Raw genomic sequence first — 17326 nt, forward strand, 5'->3', positions numbered from 1 at the left:
GAACCAGAGCACCGGCACGGCCAACCCGATCACCGGCATCACCGTCAACGACAACACGGTCACCGGCATCACCTGCCTGGCCACCTCGCTCGCGCCGGGGGCCAGCACCACCTGCACCGGCACGTACACCGTCACGGCGACCGACGTAACCAACGGCAAGGTCGTGAACACCGCCCAGGCGATCGGATCCTTCGGGCAGCAGCAGGTGCCGTCCAACAACGCCTCGTTCACCGTCACGACCGTGAACGTGAAGCTGGGGCTGACCAAGGCCGGCACACCGACCAGCGGTCTCCAGGCCGGTGACAAGGTCACCTACACGTACACGGTGACGAACCAGAGCACCGGCACGGCCAACCCGATCACCGGCATCACCGTCAACGACAACACGGTCACCGGCATCACCTGCCAGGCCACCTCGCTCGCGCCGGGCGCAAGCACCACCTGCACCGGCACGTACACCGTCACCAAGGCCGACGTGGCCAACGGCAAGATCGTCAACATCGCCCAGGCGACCGGCTCGTTCAGCGAGCGGACGGTGACGTCCAACGAGGCCACCTTCACCGTCACCACCCAGGAGGCGCAGGCCAGCCTGTCGATCGACAAGAAGGCCCGGGTCGAGTCGAAGTGCCACGACAAGTGCGAGAAGGACGGCTTCGCGGCCAAGGGCGACAAGATCTTCTACACCTACCGGGTGGCCAACACCGGCACCGTCACCATCACCAACGTCGCGGTCAACGACCCGACCGCCGGACCGGTGGTCTGCAACAACACCACCCTGGCACCGGGTACGAGCACCGACTGCCACGCCGTCAACCCGCACGTGGTGACCGCGGCTGACGTCAAGAAGGGCAAGGTGGTCAACACCGCCCGGGCGACCGGCAAGTTCGGCAGCCAGACCGTGACCTCCGACCCGGCCACCGTCACCGTCTGCATTCGGCACGGCAAGTACGACCCCCGCAAGCACGACAAGGACAAGGACGGCTGGGACAAGGGCAAGGACGGCAAGCCCCACCTGCCGGTCACCGGCGTCAGCTCCACCCAGGCCCTCTCGCTGGGCGGCGGCCTGCTGGCCGCGGGCGCTCTCATGGTCGGCGCCAGCCGGCTGCGCCGCAGGGAGACTCAGGCCTGACCCGTACGGCGGCACTCCAGGCAGCGCGTTCGGCCTGGTGAGCCACCGTCGGCGGACAGGGTGACCGGATGCGTCACCTGCCGGCCGGCACGGACACTGAACTCACAGTGCCCGTGCCGGCCGTGCCCGGTTCTTGGGGCCTGCCGGGTGCCCGGCTGCCGTCCCGCACCCCGGGCCGTCGATCATGCGCCGCAGCCCCGTGGCCACGGGCGCACCGCGGGACGGTCAGCGGAGCCGGACGTCGAGGGTCGGGAAGTCGTACCAGGTCAGCTCGAAGGAAGAACCGCTCTCCGGCACCACCGGGAACACGGCCCAGCTCTCCACCCGCTCCCCCGGCGCGATGCTGAAGGACTCGCCGGGCCGCGTGGTGGTGCACCAGGTGGACTCGGGACGCACCGTCCGGCCGTCCGACAGGACGATCTCGGAGGAGGTCCGGTCGACCTCGGCGGTCGGGCAGCTCACCGGCCACGGCACCGGTGAGCCGTTGCGGTACGCCAGGTTCAGCCGCAGTTTGCCGCCGGTGGTCGCCGCGCTGACCAGCGTGACCGTCAGGCCCGACTGGCGGTAGACCGACCGGTCGAGCTGGTACGTCCGGCCCGCGGGCTGCTCCTTCGTCGGCGACGCACCGGCACCCGGGGAGCCCGGCGACGCGCCGGCAGCCGGGGAGCCCGTCGACGGGCCGCCGACGGCGCCGGTCGTGGCCGCGTCCCGCGCGGATGGCGTCGGATCGGCCCGCCCGGAGTCGTCTCGGCCGGCCAGGAACCAGCCGCCGAGGGTGCCGACCACGGCGAGGCACGCCGTCACGGCGACGAGGGCGAGCAGACCGGCGTACCTTTTCGTCACGGTGGGCTCCCGACGGCGGTGAGAACGGCGACGGCGCGAAGGTAGCACCACCGTCCAAGGTCGGCGGCTCGTCAGTGGCGTCCGGCCGCGCGGGCGCAGCACCGCCCCGATGGCGGTCGGGCAGGGCGACCACCTGATCGAGTACGCGATGCCGCAGCCCGAGCCCGCGCCCGTCACCACGATCGCCTGGCGGCTCGGGCACCCGGCTCCGCGCCGGGTGCCATATGCTGCGCCGGTTGTCACGGGGCGCGGGGAGGACCACATGCGACGCTGGCTGGGCGTCACGGCTTCGGCCGCGCTGGTCGCGGCGGCGGTGAGCGGGTGCGGCACGCCGGCCGGCACGGACGGGGACCTGACCGACGACTGGCGGCCCGTGGCCGAGGCCCGCCAGTTCGCGCCGCAGGCCGACGAGTGCCACGTCGTCGCCGAGCCGACCGCCTACCTGACCAGCCACCAGCCGGTCGACTGCGCGAAGGCGCACCTGGTCGAGACCTTCCACATCGGCACGTTCACCGGCGACCTGGCGGCCCGCCCGATCCCGCCCCGCGTCGGGTCGGCGGCGATGCGGTCCGCGTTCGCCGAGTGCGACGCCAAGGCCGGGGAGTTCGTCGGCGGTGAGTGGCGCGACGCCCGGCTGTCGGTGCAGGTGGCGCCCACGTCGCCGGCCGGCTGGACGGGCGGCAGCCGGTGGTACCGGTGCGACCTGTTCGAGCTCGACGCGGTGAGCGGCGCCAACGGCGACAACGACCGGGCGGTCAACCGGACGGGCAGCCTCCGTGGCGTGCTGAAGGCGGCCACCCCGCTGCGGCACGGCTGCGCCGAGGAGGACGAGTGGTCGCACCTGCTGGCGGTGTCGTGCACGAAGGTCCACCGCTTCGAGTACGTGGGCGTCTGGACCGCACCCGACGTGTCGTACGAGGACGCGACGAAGGACGAGGACGCCGTGCACGCGAAGTGCCGGCCGGTCATCGCCCGCTACGCGAAGGTGCCGGTCGACGGGATGCTCCGTTACCGCACGGGCAGCACGTACCGGTTCCCGTCCGAGGAGGCGTGGGCGCGCGGCGACCGGGGGGTGCGCTGCTGGTACTGGTCCAGCGGGAAGAAGCTGACCCGGTCGATCGCCGGTGGCGGAACGAAGGTCCTCCCGATCAACTGACCGGCCGCCCGCAGGGGCAGGCGGGCAGGTCAGCGTCCTGTCGAGGGTCCGGGAAGAGCTGACCGGACGGCGACACGGCGCGCACCGAGGGTGATCGCGGGCGGCTGCTCGTGCTATTCTCCGGCGTCGATCCCCCGTTTTGGCCCGGATCGGGTCGTTGTCGCAGAAGGACCCTCTTTCCCGATGCCGGCCGTTGCCGCCCCGACCACGTCGCCGACCGCGCTGGACAACCCGGCCGGCGGCGCGTTCGCCCTCATCTTCACCCGGATGCCGGCGTTGCTGCGGCTGGCCTGCGGCCTGGTCGGCGCGGTGGTCGCCCTGTCGGTGCGCACCCCGCCCGTCGAGCCGGCGCTGCTGTTTCCGGCCGTCGCGGCGCTGACCGCCTGGTCGGTCTGGTACGCGTTCCGCGCGCTGCGGCACGGCATCGGCGGCCGGCTGACGGTGGGCGACGTGGCCCTGACCACCGCCGCCTGCCTGGCGATGCCGGTGCTGGTGGCCCCGGAGGTGCTCCCCGGCGAGGTGAGCTGGATCGCGGTGCTGGCCAGCACGACGGTGATCAACGCACAGTTGACCGGCGCGGCCCGTTGGTCGGTCCCGGCGGGGCTGCTGGTGACCGCCGCCTACGCGACTGGCGCGTACGCCGCAGGCCAGCCCGACGAGGCCGCCGCGCACGCGGCGACGCTGCTGGTGCAGACGGCGTGCGCCACGCTGATGACCGTCATCATGCGGCGGCGGATCGGCCGGGCCGACGAGGCCTTCGTCGCGCACCAACGGCTCACCCGGGAGGCGCTGGTCGCCCGGACCGCCCGGGAGGCGGAGCGGCGGCAGAACCGGGACCTGCACGACACGGTGCTGGCCACGCTGACCATGGTCGGGCTGGGCGCGGTCACCGGTCCGTCCGCCGCGCTGCGCGAGCGGTGCGCCGCCGACCTCCGTACCCTCACCGCGCTGGCCGACGCGCGGTCGACTCCCGCCGCGGGTCGGGTGCCGCTGGACGAGCGGCTGCGGGCGGTGCGCGCCCGGCTGCCGGAGCTGCCGGTCACCACCGAACTGGTCCCCTGCGCGGTGCCGGCGCCAGTGGCGGAGGCGCTCGCCGAGAGCGCGTACGCCGCGCTGTCCAACGTGGCCCGGCACGCGCCCGGCGCGACCGCCGCGCTGCGGCTGGCCCGGGCCGGCGGCACCGTCGTGGTGGAGGTCGCCGACGACGGCCCCGGCTTCGACCCGTCCGGCGTCCCGGCGCACCGGTACGGGCTGCGCGAGTCGGTACGCGGCCGGATGTCCTCGGTCGGCGGGCACGCCGGGATCGACTCCCGCCCCGGCGCCGGCACCCGGATCCGGCTGGAGTGGTCCGATGTCGACTGAGACGACGACCGTCCCGGCGTTGGCGGTGCCGGCAGCGCGTACGCCCGACGGTGGCCGGCCCACGGTGGACCCGGTGGCGGCCGTGGCCGCCGCCTCCGACCGCGGCGGCCGGGTCGTGGCGGTGGTCATCGCGCTGGCCTGGCACGCGGTGATCGCGCTGCCCGCGACGCTGGGCGCGCGGTCGGAACTCGACGCGCCGGCGGTGGTCCTCGCCGGGTGGCTGCTCGTGGCGGCGGTCGGGGTGCTGGCCGGCCGCCGGCTGCTGCGCGGTGATCCCCTGCCGGCCCGGCCGCTGGCGGCGCTGCTGCTGGTGGTCGACGGGGTGGTCTTCGCCGCGGCCGGCGAACGGGAGCTCTTCACGGCCGCGAACTGGGTGTGGGGCACCCTCGGCTGGTTCTTCGTGGTGGTGCTCTGGGGGCGGCGGGCGTCCGGGCTGCTCGCCGTGCTGGGCGCGCACTCGCTGATCGCGCTGGCCGGGGTGCTCGGTCATGGCGCGACCGCCCCCGCCGACCTGGCCCGGTACGCGATGTCCGTCTACGCCACCTCGACGCTCCAGGTGGGGGTCTTCGTGGGCGGCACGGCGATCGCGAGGCTGGCCCGGCAGCGGGCCGGCGCGGCGGCGGACGCCCACGCGGCGGCGGCCGAGCGGGACGCCGCCGAACGGGCCCGGCAGGAGCGGCGCGCCCGCCTGACGCTGGTCAGCGGCGCCGCCGAGGAGGTGCTCGCGGAGCTGGCCGACGGTCGGGCGGACCCGGCCGACCCGGATGTGCAGCGGCGGGCGGTGCTGGCCGCCGCCCGGCTGCGCCGGCTCATCGCCGAGTCCGACGACGTGCCCGACCCGCTGCTGCACGAGCTGCGGGCCGCCGCCGACCTGGCGGACCGCAACGGGCTGCCGATCGACCTGGTGACGATCGGCGACCCGCCGCCCCTGCCGGTGCAGGTGCGCCGCCGGCTGGCCGACCCGCTCACCGCGCTCCTGGCCGACGCCCGGGGCTGGGCCCGGCTGACCGTGGTCGCCGGGCCCGACGAGGTCGTGGTCAGCCTGGTCACGCCCGACCGGGCCGGTCCCGACACCGCCGGACCGCCGGGCGACGACGGGCGGGTGGAGTACCTCTACGAGCGGGACGGGGAGATCAGATGGGCGCAGACGCGGTGGCGGGGGTGACCGCCGGTCGGCCGGTCGGCGTGGCGATCGTCGACGATCACCCGGTCGTCATCGAGGGGGTCCGCGTCTGGCTGGCCGCCGAGCCCCGGCTGCGGGTCCTGGCGACCGGCGACGACCCGGACGCGGTGCTGCGGGCCGCCCCCGACGCCGACGTGGTCCTGCTCGACCTGCGGCTGCACGGGCGGATGGCCCTGGACAAGCTCGCCGAGCTGAGCGCGGCCGGCCGGCGGGTGGTGGTCTACTCGGAGCACACCGACCCGCAGACGATCCTCGCCGCCCTGGACGCCGGGGCGGTCGCGTTCCTGGCCAAGCACGAGGGGCGGGAACACTGCGTGGCCACCGTGCTGGCCGCCGCCAGCGACCGCCCGTACGTGCCGCCGGCGCTCGCCGGGGCGATCGTGGGTGACCCCCGCCCGGACCGGCCCGCCCTGTCCGACAAGGAACGCGAGGCGCTGCTGCTGTGGTTCCAGTCGATGTCGAAGGCGTCGGTGGCGCGTCGGATGCGGATCAGCGAGCACACCGTGAAGCAGTACGTCGACCGGGCGCGGATCAAGTACACCCGAGCGGGGCGGCCGGCCGCCACCAAGGCGGCGCTGCTCGCCCGGGCGATCGAGGACGGCCTAGTCCGGCCGGAGGAGATCGGCATCTATCGGTCACAGGCTTCCTACGACCGGCCGACCCCCTAACGGGCGTCATGACAGCCGGCCTGGGGTCGGCGACGCTCGTGGTGAGATGCCGTCGGCACCGGAGGTCATGACGATGCACGATGACGCGTCCCCTTTCTTCATCGCACCGCACCGCTTCGACGCGGACGACGACCTGGCCCCGGCGCTGGACCGGCGGTACGAGCTGGTCGTCGAGGCCGGTGAGCGGGTGCTCGCCCGGCACCGGCTGCACGCGTCGGGTCATCTGCTCGGCCCGACGGAGGCACGGCGGCGGTGGACGCTGTCCGAGCCGGTGGCGGTCACCGTCACCGACCGGCGGATCGCGTACGCCGGCGGCGGGCCACAGCTCGCCCTGGTCGACGGCGTCGGTGACGGCGCGCGGCACCGCCGGGGCGTCCGGCTGCCGGGTCTGATCAGTGGTCAGATCCGCTGGCAGTGGCCGTCCCGGCTGGAGCTGCTGGCGGCGGGGCCCGGTGAGCACGCCCGCCTGCTGGTGGTCTGCGACGCGCTGCGCACCATCCAGCAGCCGGCCCTCGGCCTCACCGGCCCCGCCGGGGAGATCACCGGGCTGACCCGCCAGGTGCGCCGGGCGGTGGCCGGGTTCCGGCTGGCCCACCCCGAACTGGTGGACCTGTCGCCGCCCGAGCGGGACGTGCTGGCGGTGCGGGCCGGGGGCGGGCCGGGCGCCGGCGAGACCCGGATCACCCTGCCCGGGTCGCTGCCGGTCGAGTTCCAGTCCCGGGACGACTACTACCGGCCGGGGCGCTTCGATCGCGGGTGGCACGGGCCCGCAGCCGGCGCAGCATCCGGGCATCGGTGAAGCCGACCGTACGGGCGGCCCCCTCCACGGTGGCGCCGTGCCCGATGAGGTGCTCGGCGCGTTCCACCCGCAGCAGCTGCTGGTAGCCGAGCGGGGTCAGCCCGGTGGCGCGCCGGAACAGTCGGGTCAGCGTCCGCTCGGCCACCCCGCCGACGGCGGCGAGGTCGGCCAGCGGCAGCGGCTCGGCGAACCGGCGGTCGATCAGGTCCTGCACCCGGTGCACGGCGTCGGAGAGGTGGGACCGGTGCCGCAACAGGGCGCCGGCCTGCGGCTCGTGACCGTTGCGCCGGGAGTGCAGGACCAGGGAGCGGGCGATCCGGGCCGCCACCGCCGGCCCGTGCCGGGTGGCCACCAGGTGCAGCGCCACGTCGATGCCGCTGGCGATGCCGGCGGAGGTCACCACCCGCTCGTCGACCACGTAGAGCACGTCGCGGACCACCCGCGCCGACGGGAACCGGCGGGCCAGCTCGTCCTGCACGTCGTGGTGGGTGGTGCAGCGGCGTCCGTCGAGCAGGCCGGCCCGGCCGAGGGCGTACGCGCCGGCGCAGACGCTGGCGACGGTGCCGCCGGCGGCGTGGTGGTCGGCCAGCCGCCGCAGGTCGTCCGGCCCGACCGGCCCCTGCGGTCCGTGCGCGTGCAGCCGCCATCCGGGTACGACCACCAGGTCGTCCCGGGTCAGCTCGGGCCACCGGAGCCCGGCCACCAGCGGTACGCCCTGCACGGTCGGCACGATTTCCCGGTCGGCGACGTAGTGCAGCCGGTAGTCGTACCCGAGGTCGGCGGCGGTGGAGAAGACCTGGGCCGGGCCGGCGAGGTCCAGCAGGTGCAGCTGCGGGACGAGCAGGAAGACGACCCGGGCCATCGGCTCAGGCCCGCGCGCCGGCCGAGGCCGCGCCGGTCAGTTCCGCCACGCTGCGGATGGTGGCGAAGCGGCCGGCGAGGGCGTACTCGGTGCGGGCGGTCATCTCCTCGCTCGACAGGGTGCGCGGGTCGGCGAGGATCTCCTCCGGCGTGGCCGTGGCCGGCAGGTCCCGGTGCGGGGTCGGGAAGGTGACCGTCGCGTCCGTCACGAAGGTCACCTCGTAGCCGAGGTCGCAGCCGACCCGGGCGGTGGTCTCGACGCACTGCTCCGTACGGATGCCGCAGACGGTGATCTCGCGGACGCCCGCGGTCGTCAGCACCTGCTGGAGGTTGGTGGTGGTGAAGGCGTTGTGCGACGTCTTCACCAGCGTGGGTTCCCCCGGGGCGGGCGAGAGCCCCTCCATCAGGCGGACGTGCCCGTTGGCCGGGTCGAAGACCCCGCCGGTGCCCGGCTCGGCGTGCAGGACCCAGACGACCAGGTCACCGCGTCCCCGGGCGGCGGCGACGAGCCGGTCGACCCGGCCGACGATGTCGGGGTTGGAGGCGTACGCCCAGCTGGGGCGGCGGCGGAAGGACTCCTGCACGTCGATGACGACGAGTGCTGCTCTGCTCATGGGTTGAATCCTCGCCGGGGACGCGCCGGCGCGGCAGGCACCATCCCGCCCCGCTGCGGAACGATCCGGCCATTCTGGGCCCGACCGCGTCCACCGATCCGGCGACCGTCGGCTCAGGCGTCGGGGTCGACCGCGGCGGCCCGGCGGCGGACCTCCAGCTCGGCGGCCTTCTCCAGGCTCGGCGCGGTGCCGCCGAGGTGCGCGGGGAGCCACCAGGTGTCGTCGGGACCGGAGGGCGCGTCGGGGTAGTCCCGCTGGGCCCGGTCCACCAGCGCCGTCAGCCGCTCCTTCAGGTCGACGGTCATCGCGTTGGCGTCCGGGTAGGCCGCCGGGTCCATCGGCTCGTCGATGAGGATGGTGATCGGGATGTGCCGGCGGTTGAGGGTGCGCGGCCGGCCCTTGGTCCAGAGCCGCTGGGTGCCCCAGACCGCCACCGGCAGCACCGGCACGCCGGCCTCGGACGCCATCCGGGTGGTGCCGCTCTTGAGTTCCTTCACCGTGAACGACCGGCTGATCGTGGCCTCGGGGAAGACGCCGATCACCTCGCCGCGCCTGAGGGCGCTGACCGCCGTCGCGTACGACCCCGCGCCCGCCCGCCGGTCCACCGGGATGTGCCGCATGCCGCGCATCAGCGGGCCGGAGACCTTGTGCGTGAAGACGGACTTCTTGGCCATGAACCGCACCAGCCGCTTCGACTCCTGCGCGCCCAGCCCGCAGAAGATGAAGTCGAGGTAGCTGACGTGGTTGCTGGCCAGCACCGCCCCGCCCGTACGCGGCACGTGGTGGGCGCCCTCGATCGTGATCTTCAGGTCGAGGACCCGGAACATCGTCTTGGCGGCGGCGATCACGGGCGGGTACACGAGTTCCGGCATGGCGCGAACTTACCCTGCCCGGCTGAGCGTCATGCCGACCCGCCGCCCACCGTGGCCAAGCCGGCCCCACCGCCCGAGCCAGCCTGGCCACGGTCCCGGACGGCGTGCCGGCCTCCTGCGGGGCGCCGCGCTAGTCGGTCAGCCGGTGCATGTCGAGGCGGCCCCGGGCGAACGCGTCGACGCGGCCCCACCGGCCCGGGATGTCCAGCACCTCGATCCGGCCCATCCCGATCGGCAGCCGGGGCTCCACCGCGAGGTGCCCCTCGTGCGGCTCCAGGCCGAGCATCGTCCGCAGCAGCAGCAGCGGTGTGCCGGTCGACCATGCCTGCGGGCTGCACGCCGTCGGATACTCCACCGGGAACTTGGTCAGTTCGCGGGGGTAGCCCCCGAACGCCTCGGGCAGCCGGCCCTGGAAGTAGGTGGCCGCGTCGAGGATGCCGCTGGCGATGACCGCCGCCTCCTCGGCGAAGCCGTACCGGCGCAGGCCCCAGGCGATGAACGAGTTGTCGAACGGCCAGATCGTGCCGTTGTGGTAACCGATCGGGTTGTAGCGCACCTCGCCCTCGGCCAGCGTCCGCACCCCCCAGCCGGTGAAGAGCCGGGGCCCGACCAGGTGCTCGGCGATCTTCTCGGCCCGGTCGTGGTCGACGATGCCGCTCCAGAGCAGGTGGCCGATGTTGGAGCTCAGCACGTCGCACTGGCGGCCGTCCGGGTCCAGGGCGAGGGCGTAGTACTCGCCGTCGGACACCCAGAAGTCGCGGTTGAACCGGTCCTTCAGCGCTGCCGCCTCCCGCTCCAACCGGTCGGCGAACCCCGGGTCGCACCAGAACTCGCGGGCCAGCCGGGCGGCCCGCAACTTCGCGTCGTACGCGTACCCCTGCACCTCGCAGGTGGCCCGGGGAAAAGGCGGCAGCGTGCCGTCGCGGTAGGAGATGGAGTCCCAGGAGTCCTTCCAGCACTGGTTCTCCAGGCCGGTGTCGGTGTTGCGCCGCTCGTACCAGATGTAGCCGCTGCCGACCAGGTCGGCGTAGTTGTCGATCCACCTGAGCGCGGCCCGGCACTCCCGCTCCAGCTCCATGACCAGCTCGGTGTCCCCGCTCCACCTCTCGTACTCGTCGAGCAGGACCAGGAACAGCGGTGTCGCGTCCACCGACCCGTAGTACGGCGAGTGCGGCTGTTCCTCGAAGGCGGCAGTCTCGCCGTAACGCATCTCGTGCAGGATCCGGCCCGGGTCCTCGTCCCGGAAGTCGTCGAACCGGGTGCCCTGGAGGGATGCCAGGATCCGCAGCGTGGTCTTCGACAGCTCCGGTGTGAACGGCAGCGTCTGCAGGCAGGTCAGGATGCTGTCCCGGCCGAACATGGTCATGAACCAGGGCAGGCCGGCGGCCGGCAGCGACGCCCCGCCGAGGGAGAGCGGCGAGAAGCGCAGCGCCGCCAGGTCGACCAGGCTGCGCCGGTACGTGGAGGCCACGCGATCGTGCTGGCTGTTGACCTTGGGGGCCCTGTCGATCCACTCCTCCAGGTCGTGCTGGAGGTCCAGCCCCTCCGTGACGCGCGCCCCCACGCCCATCCGCAGGTCCCGGCCACCCGCGCCGAGCGCCAGGGTCTCGACCTTGATCTCGGTCTCCCACTGTTCGTTGGGTTCCAGGTGGATCGAGTAGGCCAAGCCCTTGCGGTCGTAGCGCGGCGGCAGGGATGAGGAGATGAGCGTCTCCCGGGTGTAGTTGCCCCGCCGGTAGCCCAGCCGCAGCCGGTCGGACTCGACCTCCGTGTAGATCTCACCCTTCTTGTTGAGGATCTCGTCCTTGATCTGGAACAGGTCGGCGAAGTCGGATGCCGCCTCCATCCTGATCTCCAGGTCGACCGCCTTCTCGTCGTGGTTCAGGATGGTGAGCGTCTCGCGGAAGCTGCCCCCCACCGCCCGCTCCCGGATGATCGACAACTTGGCGTCGACGTAGTGCGTCGCCATCCCCGGCACGAGGAAGAACCTGGCCTCGTAGTACTGGAGGTCGTCGTACGACAGGAGGGTGAGCCGGTCCCCGTTGACCGTCAGCACCCAGGTGGACAGGAACCGGGTGTCGAGCGAGAAGAACCCGGTCGGCTCGCTCGGCGTCGCCTCGATGTCACCGGTGTCCTCCGACACCACGAAGGTGCTGCCGTCCAGGATGCGGATCGTGTGCTGCGCCGCCATCAGTGCACCTCCCGCTCTGCCTGGACACGTCGGTATGGGCCGCGCGGGCCGCAGGCATCCGGATGGCTGGGGAAGAGCCGCTCCAACTGCAGCACCAACCGGAGGTCCCCCGTCACCGTTATGTCTCCGCGCAACAGCGCCGCCACCCCGTCCTCGCGGCCAGCCGCGATGTTCTCGAAGAGTGCGGGGCTTGTGCCGATCACCGTGTCGGCCTCCCGGTCGTCCCGGCTCACCCACACTTTGCCCCGGTCGATGCGCATCAGCCAGTGTGTCGTCTGGGCGCCCTCGTGCAGGTCCAGGCGCAGGGTTCCGCAGGACTTCGCCAGCAGGGGTTCGTACTCCCGCCGGTCGAGGTCCTCAAGAAACCTCGTCGTCGCGTCCACCATCGGGCCTTCTCCTCCCCCATCGGTCAATGTCCTGTGAGGGGGTCCCCGTCCGGTGCCGGGCCAACCTCGCCCGGACCGGGTGAGACCGGCGACGGCGTGGCCCGCGCATGTGTTGCTGCCTCCCGCATGGGCGCAAGTGCGAACGCCGGCCTCCCCGCACGGGAGGCCGGCGCGCCACGGCGGATCGTCAGTTATTCGGTTCGTCGGCGCTGATGTCGGCGAGCACCGACTGCGGCTCCCGCTCCACGGCGAGGTCACCCATCGATACCAGACCGACCAGGCGTCCGTCGTCGATGACCGGCAACCGGCGTACGGCGTAGGTCCGCATCAGGTCTGCGGCGGCCACCGCGTCGTCGTACTGGCTGACCGTGATCACGTCCTTGCTCGTGATCCGGTTCAGCGGGGTCGAGTTCGGGTCCATGTTCTCGGCCACGCCCCGGACCGTGATGTCCCGGTCCGTCACGATGCCGATGACGTCGTCGCCGTCGGTCACCACCACGTCGCCGATGGCGCTGTCGCGCATCTCCTGCGCCGCGGCGGTCAGCGTGTCGTTGCCGTCCATCGTCACCAACCGGGTCGTCATGAACTCTCCGACCGTTGTCATGGTGCTCCCCTCTCGGTGTCGGCACCGCCGTCTACCCGCCGACCGCACGGGGTAACGCGCGCGACCCCGGCCCGGGTCAGGCCCGCGGCGGGAGGCCGTAGAGGCGCTCGACGTGCAGCCGGAGCACGAGGCGCCCCTCGGCGACCATCGCCTGCCGGTAGTCGGCCCAGTCCGGATGCTCGCCCTGGATCGCCCGGTAGAGGTCGACCAGCTCCGTCACGGTCGCGTCCTGCGGGTCGGCGGCCACCGGCGTCAGCTCGGCGCGCCCCTCCGCGACCGCGTACGCCCAGCCGTCATCGCTGCCGACGTGGAAGGAGGCGCGCGGGTCCCGGCGCAGGTTGGCGGTCTTGGCCCGGCCGTCGGTCACCGAGACGCGGATCAGGGCCGCCGTGCTGTCGAAGGCGTAGATCACGGTGGAGAGCTGTGGGCGCCCGTCCCGCTTGAGCGTGGCCAGCACCCCCAGCCGGTGGCCGGCGATCAGCTCCGTCAACGCCCGCTGGGTCTCGTCGTCCGCCACGGCAACCTCCCGCTCGACCGGTCACGGCGTACCCATCGAACCACGCCGGACGCCCCGCCCGCGCCCGCGTGACTGCCGTACGCCGAACGCGCCGATGGCCACGACGGGCCCCGCCGAAGTCGGCGGGGCCCGGAAGGCGCGGCGGTCAGCGGAGCTCGGCGGCGACCAGTTCGGCGAGCTGCACCGCGTTGAGCGCGGCGCCCTTGCGCAGGTTGTCGTTGGAGCAGAACAGGGCGAGGCCGTGCTCGACGGTCTCGTCGGCGCGGATCCGCCCGACGTAGGTCGGGTCCTGGCCGGCGGCCTGCAACGGGGTCGGCACGTCGGCGAGCGCCACGCCGGGGGCGCCGTCGAGCAGCTCGCGGGCCCGCTGCGGGCTGATCGGGCGGGCGAACCGGGCGTTGATCTGGAGCGAGTGGCCGGTGAACACGGGCACCCGGACGCAGGTGCCGGAGACGCGCAGCCCGGGGATCTCCAGGATGCGGCGGCTCTCGTTGCGCAGCTTCTGCTCCTCGTCGGTCTCGAAGCTGCCGTCGTCGACGATCGAGCCGGCGAGCGGGAGCACGTTGAACGCGATCGGCCGGGCGAACGAACGGGGGGCCGGGAACTCCACGGCCGCGCCGTCGAAGGCGAGGCCGGCGGCGTGCTCGGCGACCTTGCGGACCTGCTCGTCGAGTTCGGCGACGCCGGCCAGGCCGGCGCCGGAGACCGCCTGGTACGTCGAGACGACCAGGCTGACCAGTTCGGCCTCGGCGTGCAGCGGGCGCAGCACGGGCATCGCGGCCATCGTCGTGCAGTTCGGGTTGGCGATGATCCCCTTGGGGCGTACGGCGGCGGCGTGCGGGTTGACCTCGGCGACGACCAGCGGCACCTCGGGGTCCATGCGGAACGCCGAGGAGTTGTCGATGACGACGGCGCCGGCAGCGGCGACCCGGGGCGCGAGTTCCTTCGCGCTGCCCTTGCCGGCGGAGAAGAGCACGATGTCGAGCCCGGAGTAGTCGGCGGTGGCCGCGTCCTCCACGGTCACCTCGCCGTCCCGCCAGGGCAGGGTGCGCCCGGCCGACCGCGCCGAGGCGAACAACCGCACCTGCTCCGCCGGGAACTCCCGCTCCGCCAGCACCTGCCGCATCACGCCACCGACCTGGCCGGTGGCCCCCACAATGCCGATCCTCATGCCCGCGAGGCTACCCAGCCCGGCGACCCGACCGGGAACGCTTTCCCACCCACCGGGGCCGGCGGCGCTCCCGCCCGGCGGTGGCCGTGGTCACCCCGGGCCGCGCCGGGACGCAACGACGTCGCCGGAAGGGCCGGTGCGACGGGAGGATCGTCAGCGGGCGGGGCGGCCCGCCGGAGCATCCACGCCGGCCGCCCCGGCCGGGCCACCCGCGCCGGCCGGGGGCGGCGCGATCCATGTCACACCGCCCCGGGCCGGTCAGGAGGAGTGCTCGACCAGCTCGCCGAGGCCGGTGGCGACGAGTTCGTCGCGGATCACAGCGGCGTCGCCCTCCACCACGATGGTGAGGTCCGCCGGGCGCAGGTGCGTGGCGGCCGCCGCGGAGACCCCCGCCACGTCGGCGGCGAGCAGCGACTCACGCAACCGGGCGTGGTAGTCGTCGGGCAGGTCGTGCACGACCAGGGTGGTCAGCGCGGAGGCGATCGACCGGGGGCTCTGCAACTCGACCGAGAGCTGCCCGGCCCGCCAGGAGCGCGCGACCGCCAGCTCCTCCTCGGTCACCCCGGTCTCCCGGGTACGGGTGATCTCGCCGATCGACTCGACGACGGCCGGCGCGGTGACCGCCGTCTGCACCCCGGAGCTGACCCCGAACCGGCCGAACCGGCGGGACGAGGCGAAGTCGCCCCGGATGCCGTACGTGTAGCCGCGCACCTCGCGGATCAGGTGGTTGAGCCGGGAGGTGAACGCCCCGCCGAGCACCGTGCCGGCGAGCGTCATCGGCACGTGGTCGGGGTGGGAGCGGTGCGGCGACGGGTGGCCCATCCGCAGCGTGGACTGCACCGAGCCGGGCCGGTCCACCAGGATGATCCGCCGGCCGGGGCGGGCCGGCACCTCGATCGGGCCGCCCCGGTCGACCGGCCCGCCGCCGGTGCCCGCGAAGGCCGCCGAGCCGAGCGCGTCCAGGTCCAGCCGGTCCAGGTCCCCGGCGACGACCAGCGTGCCGGGGCGGATGAACCACTCGGAGTGGAAGACCGTGACGTCCTCGACGTCCAGCGCCGCCACCGACTCCGGGTCGCCGTACAGGGGACGGCCCCAGCGGTTGCCGGCGCCGAACAGGTCCGCGCGCAGCGCCGCGTCGGCCCGCGGGCCGGGGTTGGCCCAGTCCATCCGCAGCGCGGTCGCCTCGTCGTCGCGGACCCGCCGGACGTCGTCCGGGTCCAGCTTCGGGGTGCGCACCGCCTCGGCGAGCAGCTCCACGGCGGCGTTCAGCCGCTCCACCGGCACCTGCACGCTGACCTGGAAGGAGTCCCAGTCCAGCCCGATCACCAGCTCGGTGCCGAGCCCTTCGATCGCCAGCGCGTACGCCGTCGCGTCGCGCTGCGCGGTCCCCTCCTCCAGGGCCTTGGCGAGCACAGCGCCGAGCCCTTCCTTGCCGGTGGGCTCGCGGACGGCGCCCGCGTCGAGCAGCAGCAGTGCCACGGCCAGGTTCTGCCCGGGCAGGTGCGCGGCGACCACCTGACCACCCGCCACCGTGCGGCGGACCACCTGCGGGAACCGGTACGGGCGGGCGGCGCCGGGCCCGGGACGGTCGGCGATCAGCGTCATCAGGGCTTCTCCTCGGGCAGGTAGGTCAGGGTGACCCGGTCGTCGGCGGCGAGCACCTCGGCGGCGGCCTCGGCGATCTGCTCGGCGGTCACCGCGAGCCAGGCCGGCAGCCGCTCCGCGGCCTTCGCCGGGTCGCCGAACTGGGTGGCGTAGCGCCCGAGCGTGTCCGCCCGGCCGTCCACCGTGGACATCTGCCGCCACCACGAGGTGCTCAGCAGGGACTTGGCCCGGTCGAGTTCGGTGGTGGTGACCGGGACGGTGGCCAGTTCGTCGACCACCTCGGCCAGCCCGGCGCCCAGCCGTTCGGCGCTCACCCCGGGGCGGGCCGTGGCGGTGGCGATCAGCGGCGCGGGGGCGTGCGCCAGGTCCACCCCGTACGCCCCGACCATGTCGGGCTGGGCGATCCGCTCGCCGTCGGCGAGGCGCTGGTAGAGGCGGCTGCCCCGGCCGCTGCCCAGCACGGTGGCGAGCACCGTCAGCACGTCGTAGCCGGGGCTGCCGAAGGGGTGGGTGCGGTGCGCGACGTAGACGCGCGGCGCCGGCACCTCGGCGGTGACCGTCTCCACGGCGGGTCGGCCGGTGGCCGGGACGGTCCGGCCGTCCGGGGCGGGCGGGATCTCCGCGCGCGGCGCGATGGCGCCGAAGTACTTGTCGGCCAGCGCGAACACCTCGGCGGCCGAGGCGTCGCCCACGACGGTGAGTACGGCGTTGTTCGGCGCGTAGTACGTCCGGTGGAACGCCTGGAAGGTGGCCAGGTCGGCGGCGTTCAGGTCGGCCATCGACCCGATCGTGGCGTGGTGGTAGGGGTGCCCGGGCGGATAGAGCAGCGGCAGCAGCCGCAGCCAGGCGTCGCCGTAGGGCACGTTGTCGTAGCGCTGGCGCCGCTCGTTCTTGACCACGTCCCGCTGGTTGTCCAGCGTCTCCTGGGTCAGGGCGGGGACCAGGCCGCCCATCCGGTCCGCCTCGAGCCACAGCGCCAGTTCCAGGTGCTCGGCGGGGACGGTCTCGAAGTAGTTGGTGCGGTCCGGGTTGGTGGTGGCGTTGAGCGAGCCGCCCGCGCCCTGCACCAGCTTCATGTGCTCGGTCTTCGCCACGTTGACCGAGCCCTCGAACATCAGGTGCTCGAAGAGGTGCGCGAAGCCGGTCTGCCCCTCGGGCTCGTGGCGGGAACCGACGTCGTACCAGAGGTTCACCGCGACCGCCGGGGCGGTGCGGTCCTCACTCACCACCACGCGCAGGCCGTTGTCCAGGCGGGTGGTCTCGATGGGCCAGGGGTAACCGCTGTCGGGCATGGCACGACGCTATCCGATCAGGTCCGCGGGAAGGGGACGCGCCGCACGCGGCGAGGCATCGACCGCCGGCCGC

Annotated in this window: 17 protein-coding genes; 6 read left to right on the plus strand and 11 right to left on the minus strand. The window is 73.8% G+C overall.

What is annotated here, in order from left to right; translation table 11 throughout:
- Window positions 1–1129 (plus strand): DUF7507 domain-containing protein (locus ACPXCB_RS04120; protein ID WP_425872347.1); only part of this gene is annotated, 1129 nt, incomplete at its 5' end.
- Between the two features lie 225 nt (window positions 1130–1354).
- Here the strand turns inward: ACPXCB_RS04120 and ACPXCB_RS04125 are convergent.
- Window positions 1355–1972 carry a hypothetical protein gene (locus ACPXCB_RS04125; protein WP_425872349.1) on the minus strand — a complete coding sequence of 206 codons (618 nt, stop codon included), beginning with the start codon at window positions 1970–1972 and terminating at the stop codon, window positions 1355–1357.
- A 109-nt stretch (window positions 1973–2081) separates the two neighbouring features.
- Between ACPXCB_RS04125 and ACPXCB_RS04130 the strand changes: the two genes are divergently transcribed.
- From ACPXCB_RS04130 to ACPXCB_RS04150, 5 genes are all read left to right on the plus strand, one after another.
- Window positions 2082–3128, plus strand: a complete 1047-nt coding sequence (locus tag ACPXCB_RS04130) for a septum formation family protein (RefSeq protein WP_425872351.1) — start codon at window positions 2082–2084, stop codon at window positions 3126–3128.
- A gap of 183 nt (window positions 3129–3311) precedes the next feature.
- Entirely contained in the window at window positions 3312–4490 is a 1179-nt protein-coding gene (locus ACPXCB_RS04135) for a sensor histidine kinase (RefSeq protein ID WP_425872353.1), read from the plus strand.
- A complete protein-coding gene (locus ACPXCB_RS04140; RefSeq protein ID WP_425872355.1) occupies window positions 4480–5655 on the plus strand; it encodes a hypothetical protein in 1176 nt (391 codons plus the stop codon). The genes ACPXCB_RS04135 and ACPXCB_RS04140 overlap by 11 nt, the downstream gene beginning before the upstream one ends.
- Window positions 5628–6341 carry a response regulator transcription factor gene (locus ACPXCB_RS04145; RefSeq protein WP_151455997.1) on the plus strand — a complete coding sequence of 238 codons (714 nt, stop codon included), beginning with the start codon at window positions 5628–5630 and terminating at the stop codon, window positions 6339–6341. The genes ACPXCB_RS04140 and ACPXCB_RS04145 overlap by 28 nt, the downstream gene beginning before the upstream one ends.
- 73 nt (window positions 6342–6414) lie before the next feature.
- A complete protein-coding gene (locus ACPXCB_RS04150; protein ID WP_425872357.1) occupies window positions 6415–7140 on the plus strand; it encodes a hypothetical protein in 726 nt (241 codons plus the stop codon).
- Here the strand turns inward: ACPXCB_RS04150 and ACPXCB_RS04155 are convergent.
- The 10 genes from ACPXCB_RS04155 to ACPXCB_RS04200 all read right to left on the minus strand — a co-directional run bounded on the left by ACPXCB_RS04155 (window position 7022) and on the right by ACPXCB_RS04200 (window position 17253).
- Window positions 7022–8002, minus strand: a complete 981-nt coding sequence (locus ACPXCB_RS04155) for a GlxA family transcriptional regulator (protein WP_425872359.1) — start codon at window positions 8000–8002, stop codon at window positions 7022–7024. The two genes, ACPXCB_RS04150 and ACPXCB_RS04155, sit on opposite strands and share 119 nt — an antisense overlap.
- Window positions 8003–8006: 4 nt before the next feature.
- Complete coding sequence (locus ACPXCB_RS04160) at window positions 8007–8615, minus strand: isochorismatase family protein (protein ID WP_425872360.1); 609 nt, start codon at window positions 8613–8615, stop codon at window positions 8007–8009.
- A gap of 113 nt (window positions 8616–8728) precedes the next feature.
- Entirely contained in the window at window positions 8729–9487 is a 759-nt protein-coding gene (locus ACPXCB_RS04165; RefSeq protein ID WP_425872362.1) for a lysophospholipid acyltransferase family protein, read from the minus strand.
- Between the two features lie 130 nt (window positions 9488–9617).
- Window positions 9618–11678, minus strand: a complete 2061-nt coding sequence (locus tag ACPXCB_RS04170) for a glycogen debranching N-terminal domain-containing protein (RefSeq protein WP_425872364.1) — start codon at window positions 11676–11678, stop codon at window positions 9618–9620.
- Window positions 11678–12064 carry an SCP2 sterol-binding domain-containing protein gene (locus ACPXCB_RS04175; RefSeq protein ID WP_425872365.1) on the minus strand — a complete coding sequence of 129 codons (387 nt, stop codon included), beginning with the start codon at window positions 12062–12064 and terminating at the stop codon, window positions 11678–11680. Before ACPXCB_RS04175 ends, ACPXCB_RS04170 begins: the two co-directional genes overlap by 1 nt.
- Window positions 12065–12251: 187 nt before the next feature.
- Entirely contained in the window at window positions 12252–12668 is a 417-nt protein-coding gene (locus ACPXCB_RS04180) for a CBS domain-containing protein (RefSeq protein WP_088998745.1), read from the minus strand.
- A 76-nt stretch (window positions 12669–12744) separates the two neighbouring features.
- Window positions 12745–13185 carry a PPOX class F420-dependent oxidoreductase gene (locus ACPXCB_RS04185; RefSeq protein ID WP_425872368.1) on the minus strand — a complete coding sequence of 147 codons (441 nt, stop codon included), beginning with the start codon at window positions 13183–13185 and terminating at the stop codon, window positions 12745–12747.
- A 145-nt stretch (window positions 13186–13330) separates the two neighbouring features.
- The gene (locus ACPXCB_RS04190; protein WP_425872370.1) at window positions 13331–14356 is read right to left on the minus strand and encodes an aspartate-semialdehyde dehydrogenase; all 1026 of its coding nucleotides are present in this window, start codon (window positions 14354–14356) and stop codon (window positions 13331–13333) included.
- A gap of 258 nt (window positions 14357–14614) precedes the next feature.
- The gene (locus tag ACPXCB_RS04195) at window positions 14615–15961 is read right to left on the minus strand and encodes a M16 family metallopeptidase (RefSeq protein WP_425872372.1); all 1347 of its coding nucleotides are present in this window, start codon (window positions 15959–15961) and stop codon (window positions 14615–14617) included.
- On the minus strand, window positions 15961–17253 hold the full coding sequence (locus tag ACPXCB_RS04200; RefSeq protein WP_425872373.1) for a M16 family metallopeptidase: 1293 nt from the start codon (window positions 17251–17253) through the stop codon (window positions 15961–15963). The genes ACPXCB_RS04195 and ACPXCB_RS04200 overlap by 1 nt, the downstream gene beginning before the upstream one ends.
- Window positions 17254–17326: the final 73 nt, after the last annotated feature.

The organism is Micromonospora sp. DT62, assembly GCF_049847285.1.
Classification (GTDB): domain Bacteria; phylum Actinomycetota; class Actinomycetes; order Mycobacteriales; family Micromonosporaceae; genus Micromonospora; species Micromonospora reichwaldensis.

Coding starts and splice junctions, on each gene's coding strand:
- ACPXCB_RS04130 (WP_425872351.1), top strand. CDS start 2,082: ATGGCGGTCGGGCAGGGCGACCACCTGATCGAGTACGCGATGCCGCAG.
- ACPXCB_RS04135 (WP_425872353.1), top strand. CDS start 3,312: ATGCCGGCCGTTGCCGCCCCGACCACGTCGCCGACCGCGCTGGACAAC.
- ACPXCB_RS04140 (WP_425872355.1), top strand. CDS start 4,480: ATGTCGACTGAGACGACGACCGTCCCGGCGTTGGCGGTGCCGGCAGCG.
- ACPXCB_RS04145 (WP_151455997.1), top strand. CDS start 5,628: ATGGGCGCAGACGCGGTGGCGGGGGTGACCGCCGGTCGGCCGGTCGGC.
- ACPXCB_RS04150 (WP_425872357.1), top strand. CDS start 6,415: ATGCACGATGACGCGTCCCCTTTCTTCATCGCACCGCACCGCTTCGAC.
- ACPXCB_RS04155 (WP_425872359.1), bottom strand. CDS start 8,002: ATGGCCCGGGTCGTCTTCCTGCTCGTCCCGCAGCTGCACCTGCTGGAC.
- ACPXCB_RS04160 (WP_425872360.1), bottom strand. CDS start 8,615: ATGAGCAGAGCAGCACTCGTCGTCATCGACGTGCAGGAGTCCTTCCGC.
- ACPXCB_RS04165 (WP_425872362.1), bottom strand. CDS start 9,487: ATGCCGGAACTCGTGTACCCGCCCGTGATCGCCGCCGCCAAGACGATG.
- ACPXCB_RS04170 (WP_425872364.1), bottom strand. CDS start 11,678: ATGGCGGCGCAGCACACGATCCGCATCCTGGACGGCAGCACCTTCGTG.
- ACPXCB_RS04175 (WP_425872365.1), bottom strand. CDS start 12,064: ATGGTGGACGCGACGACGAGGTTTCTTGAGGACCTCGACCGGCGGGAG.
- ACPXCB_RS04180 (WP_088998745.1), bottom strand. CDS start 12,668: ATGACAACGGTCGGAGAGTTCATGACGACCCGGTTGGTGACGATGGAC.
- ACPXCB_RS04190 (WP_425872370.1), bottom strand. CDS start 14,356: ATGAGGATCGGCATTGTGGGGGCCACCGGCCAGGTCGGTGGCGTGATG.
- ACPXCB_RS04195 (WP_425872372.1), bottom strand. CDS start 15,961: ATGACGCTGATCGCCGACCGTCCCGGGCCCGGCGCCGCCCGCCCGTAC.
- ACPXCB_RS04200 (WP_425872373.1), bottom strand. CDS start 17,253: ATGCCCGACAGCGGTTACCCCTGGCCCATCGAGACCACCCGCCTGGAC.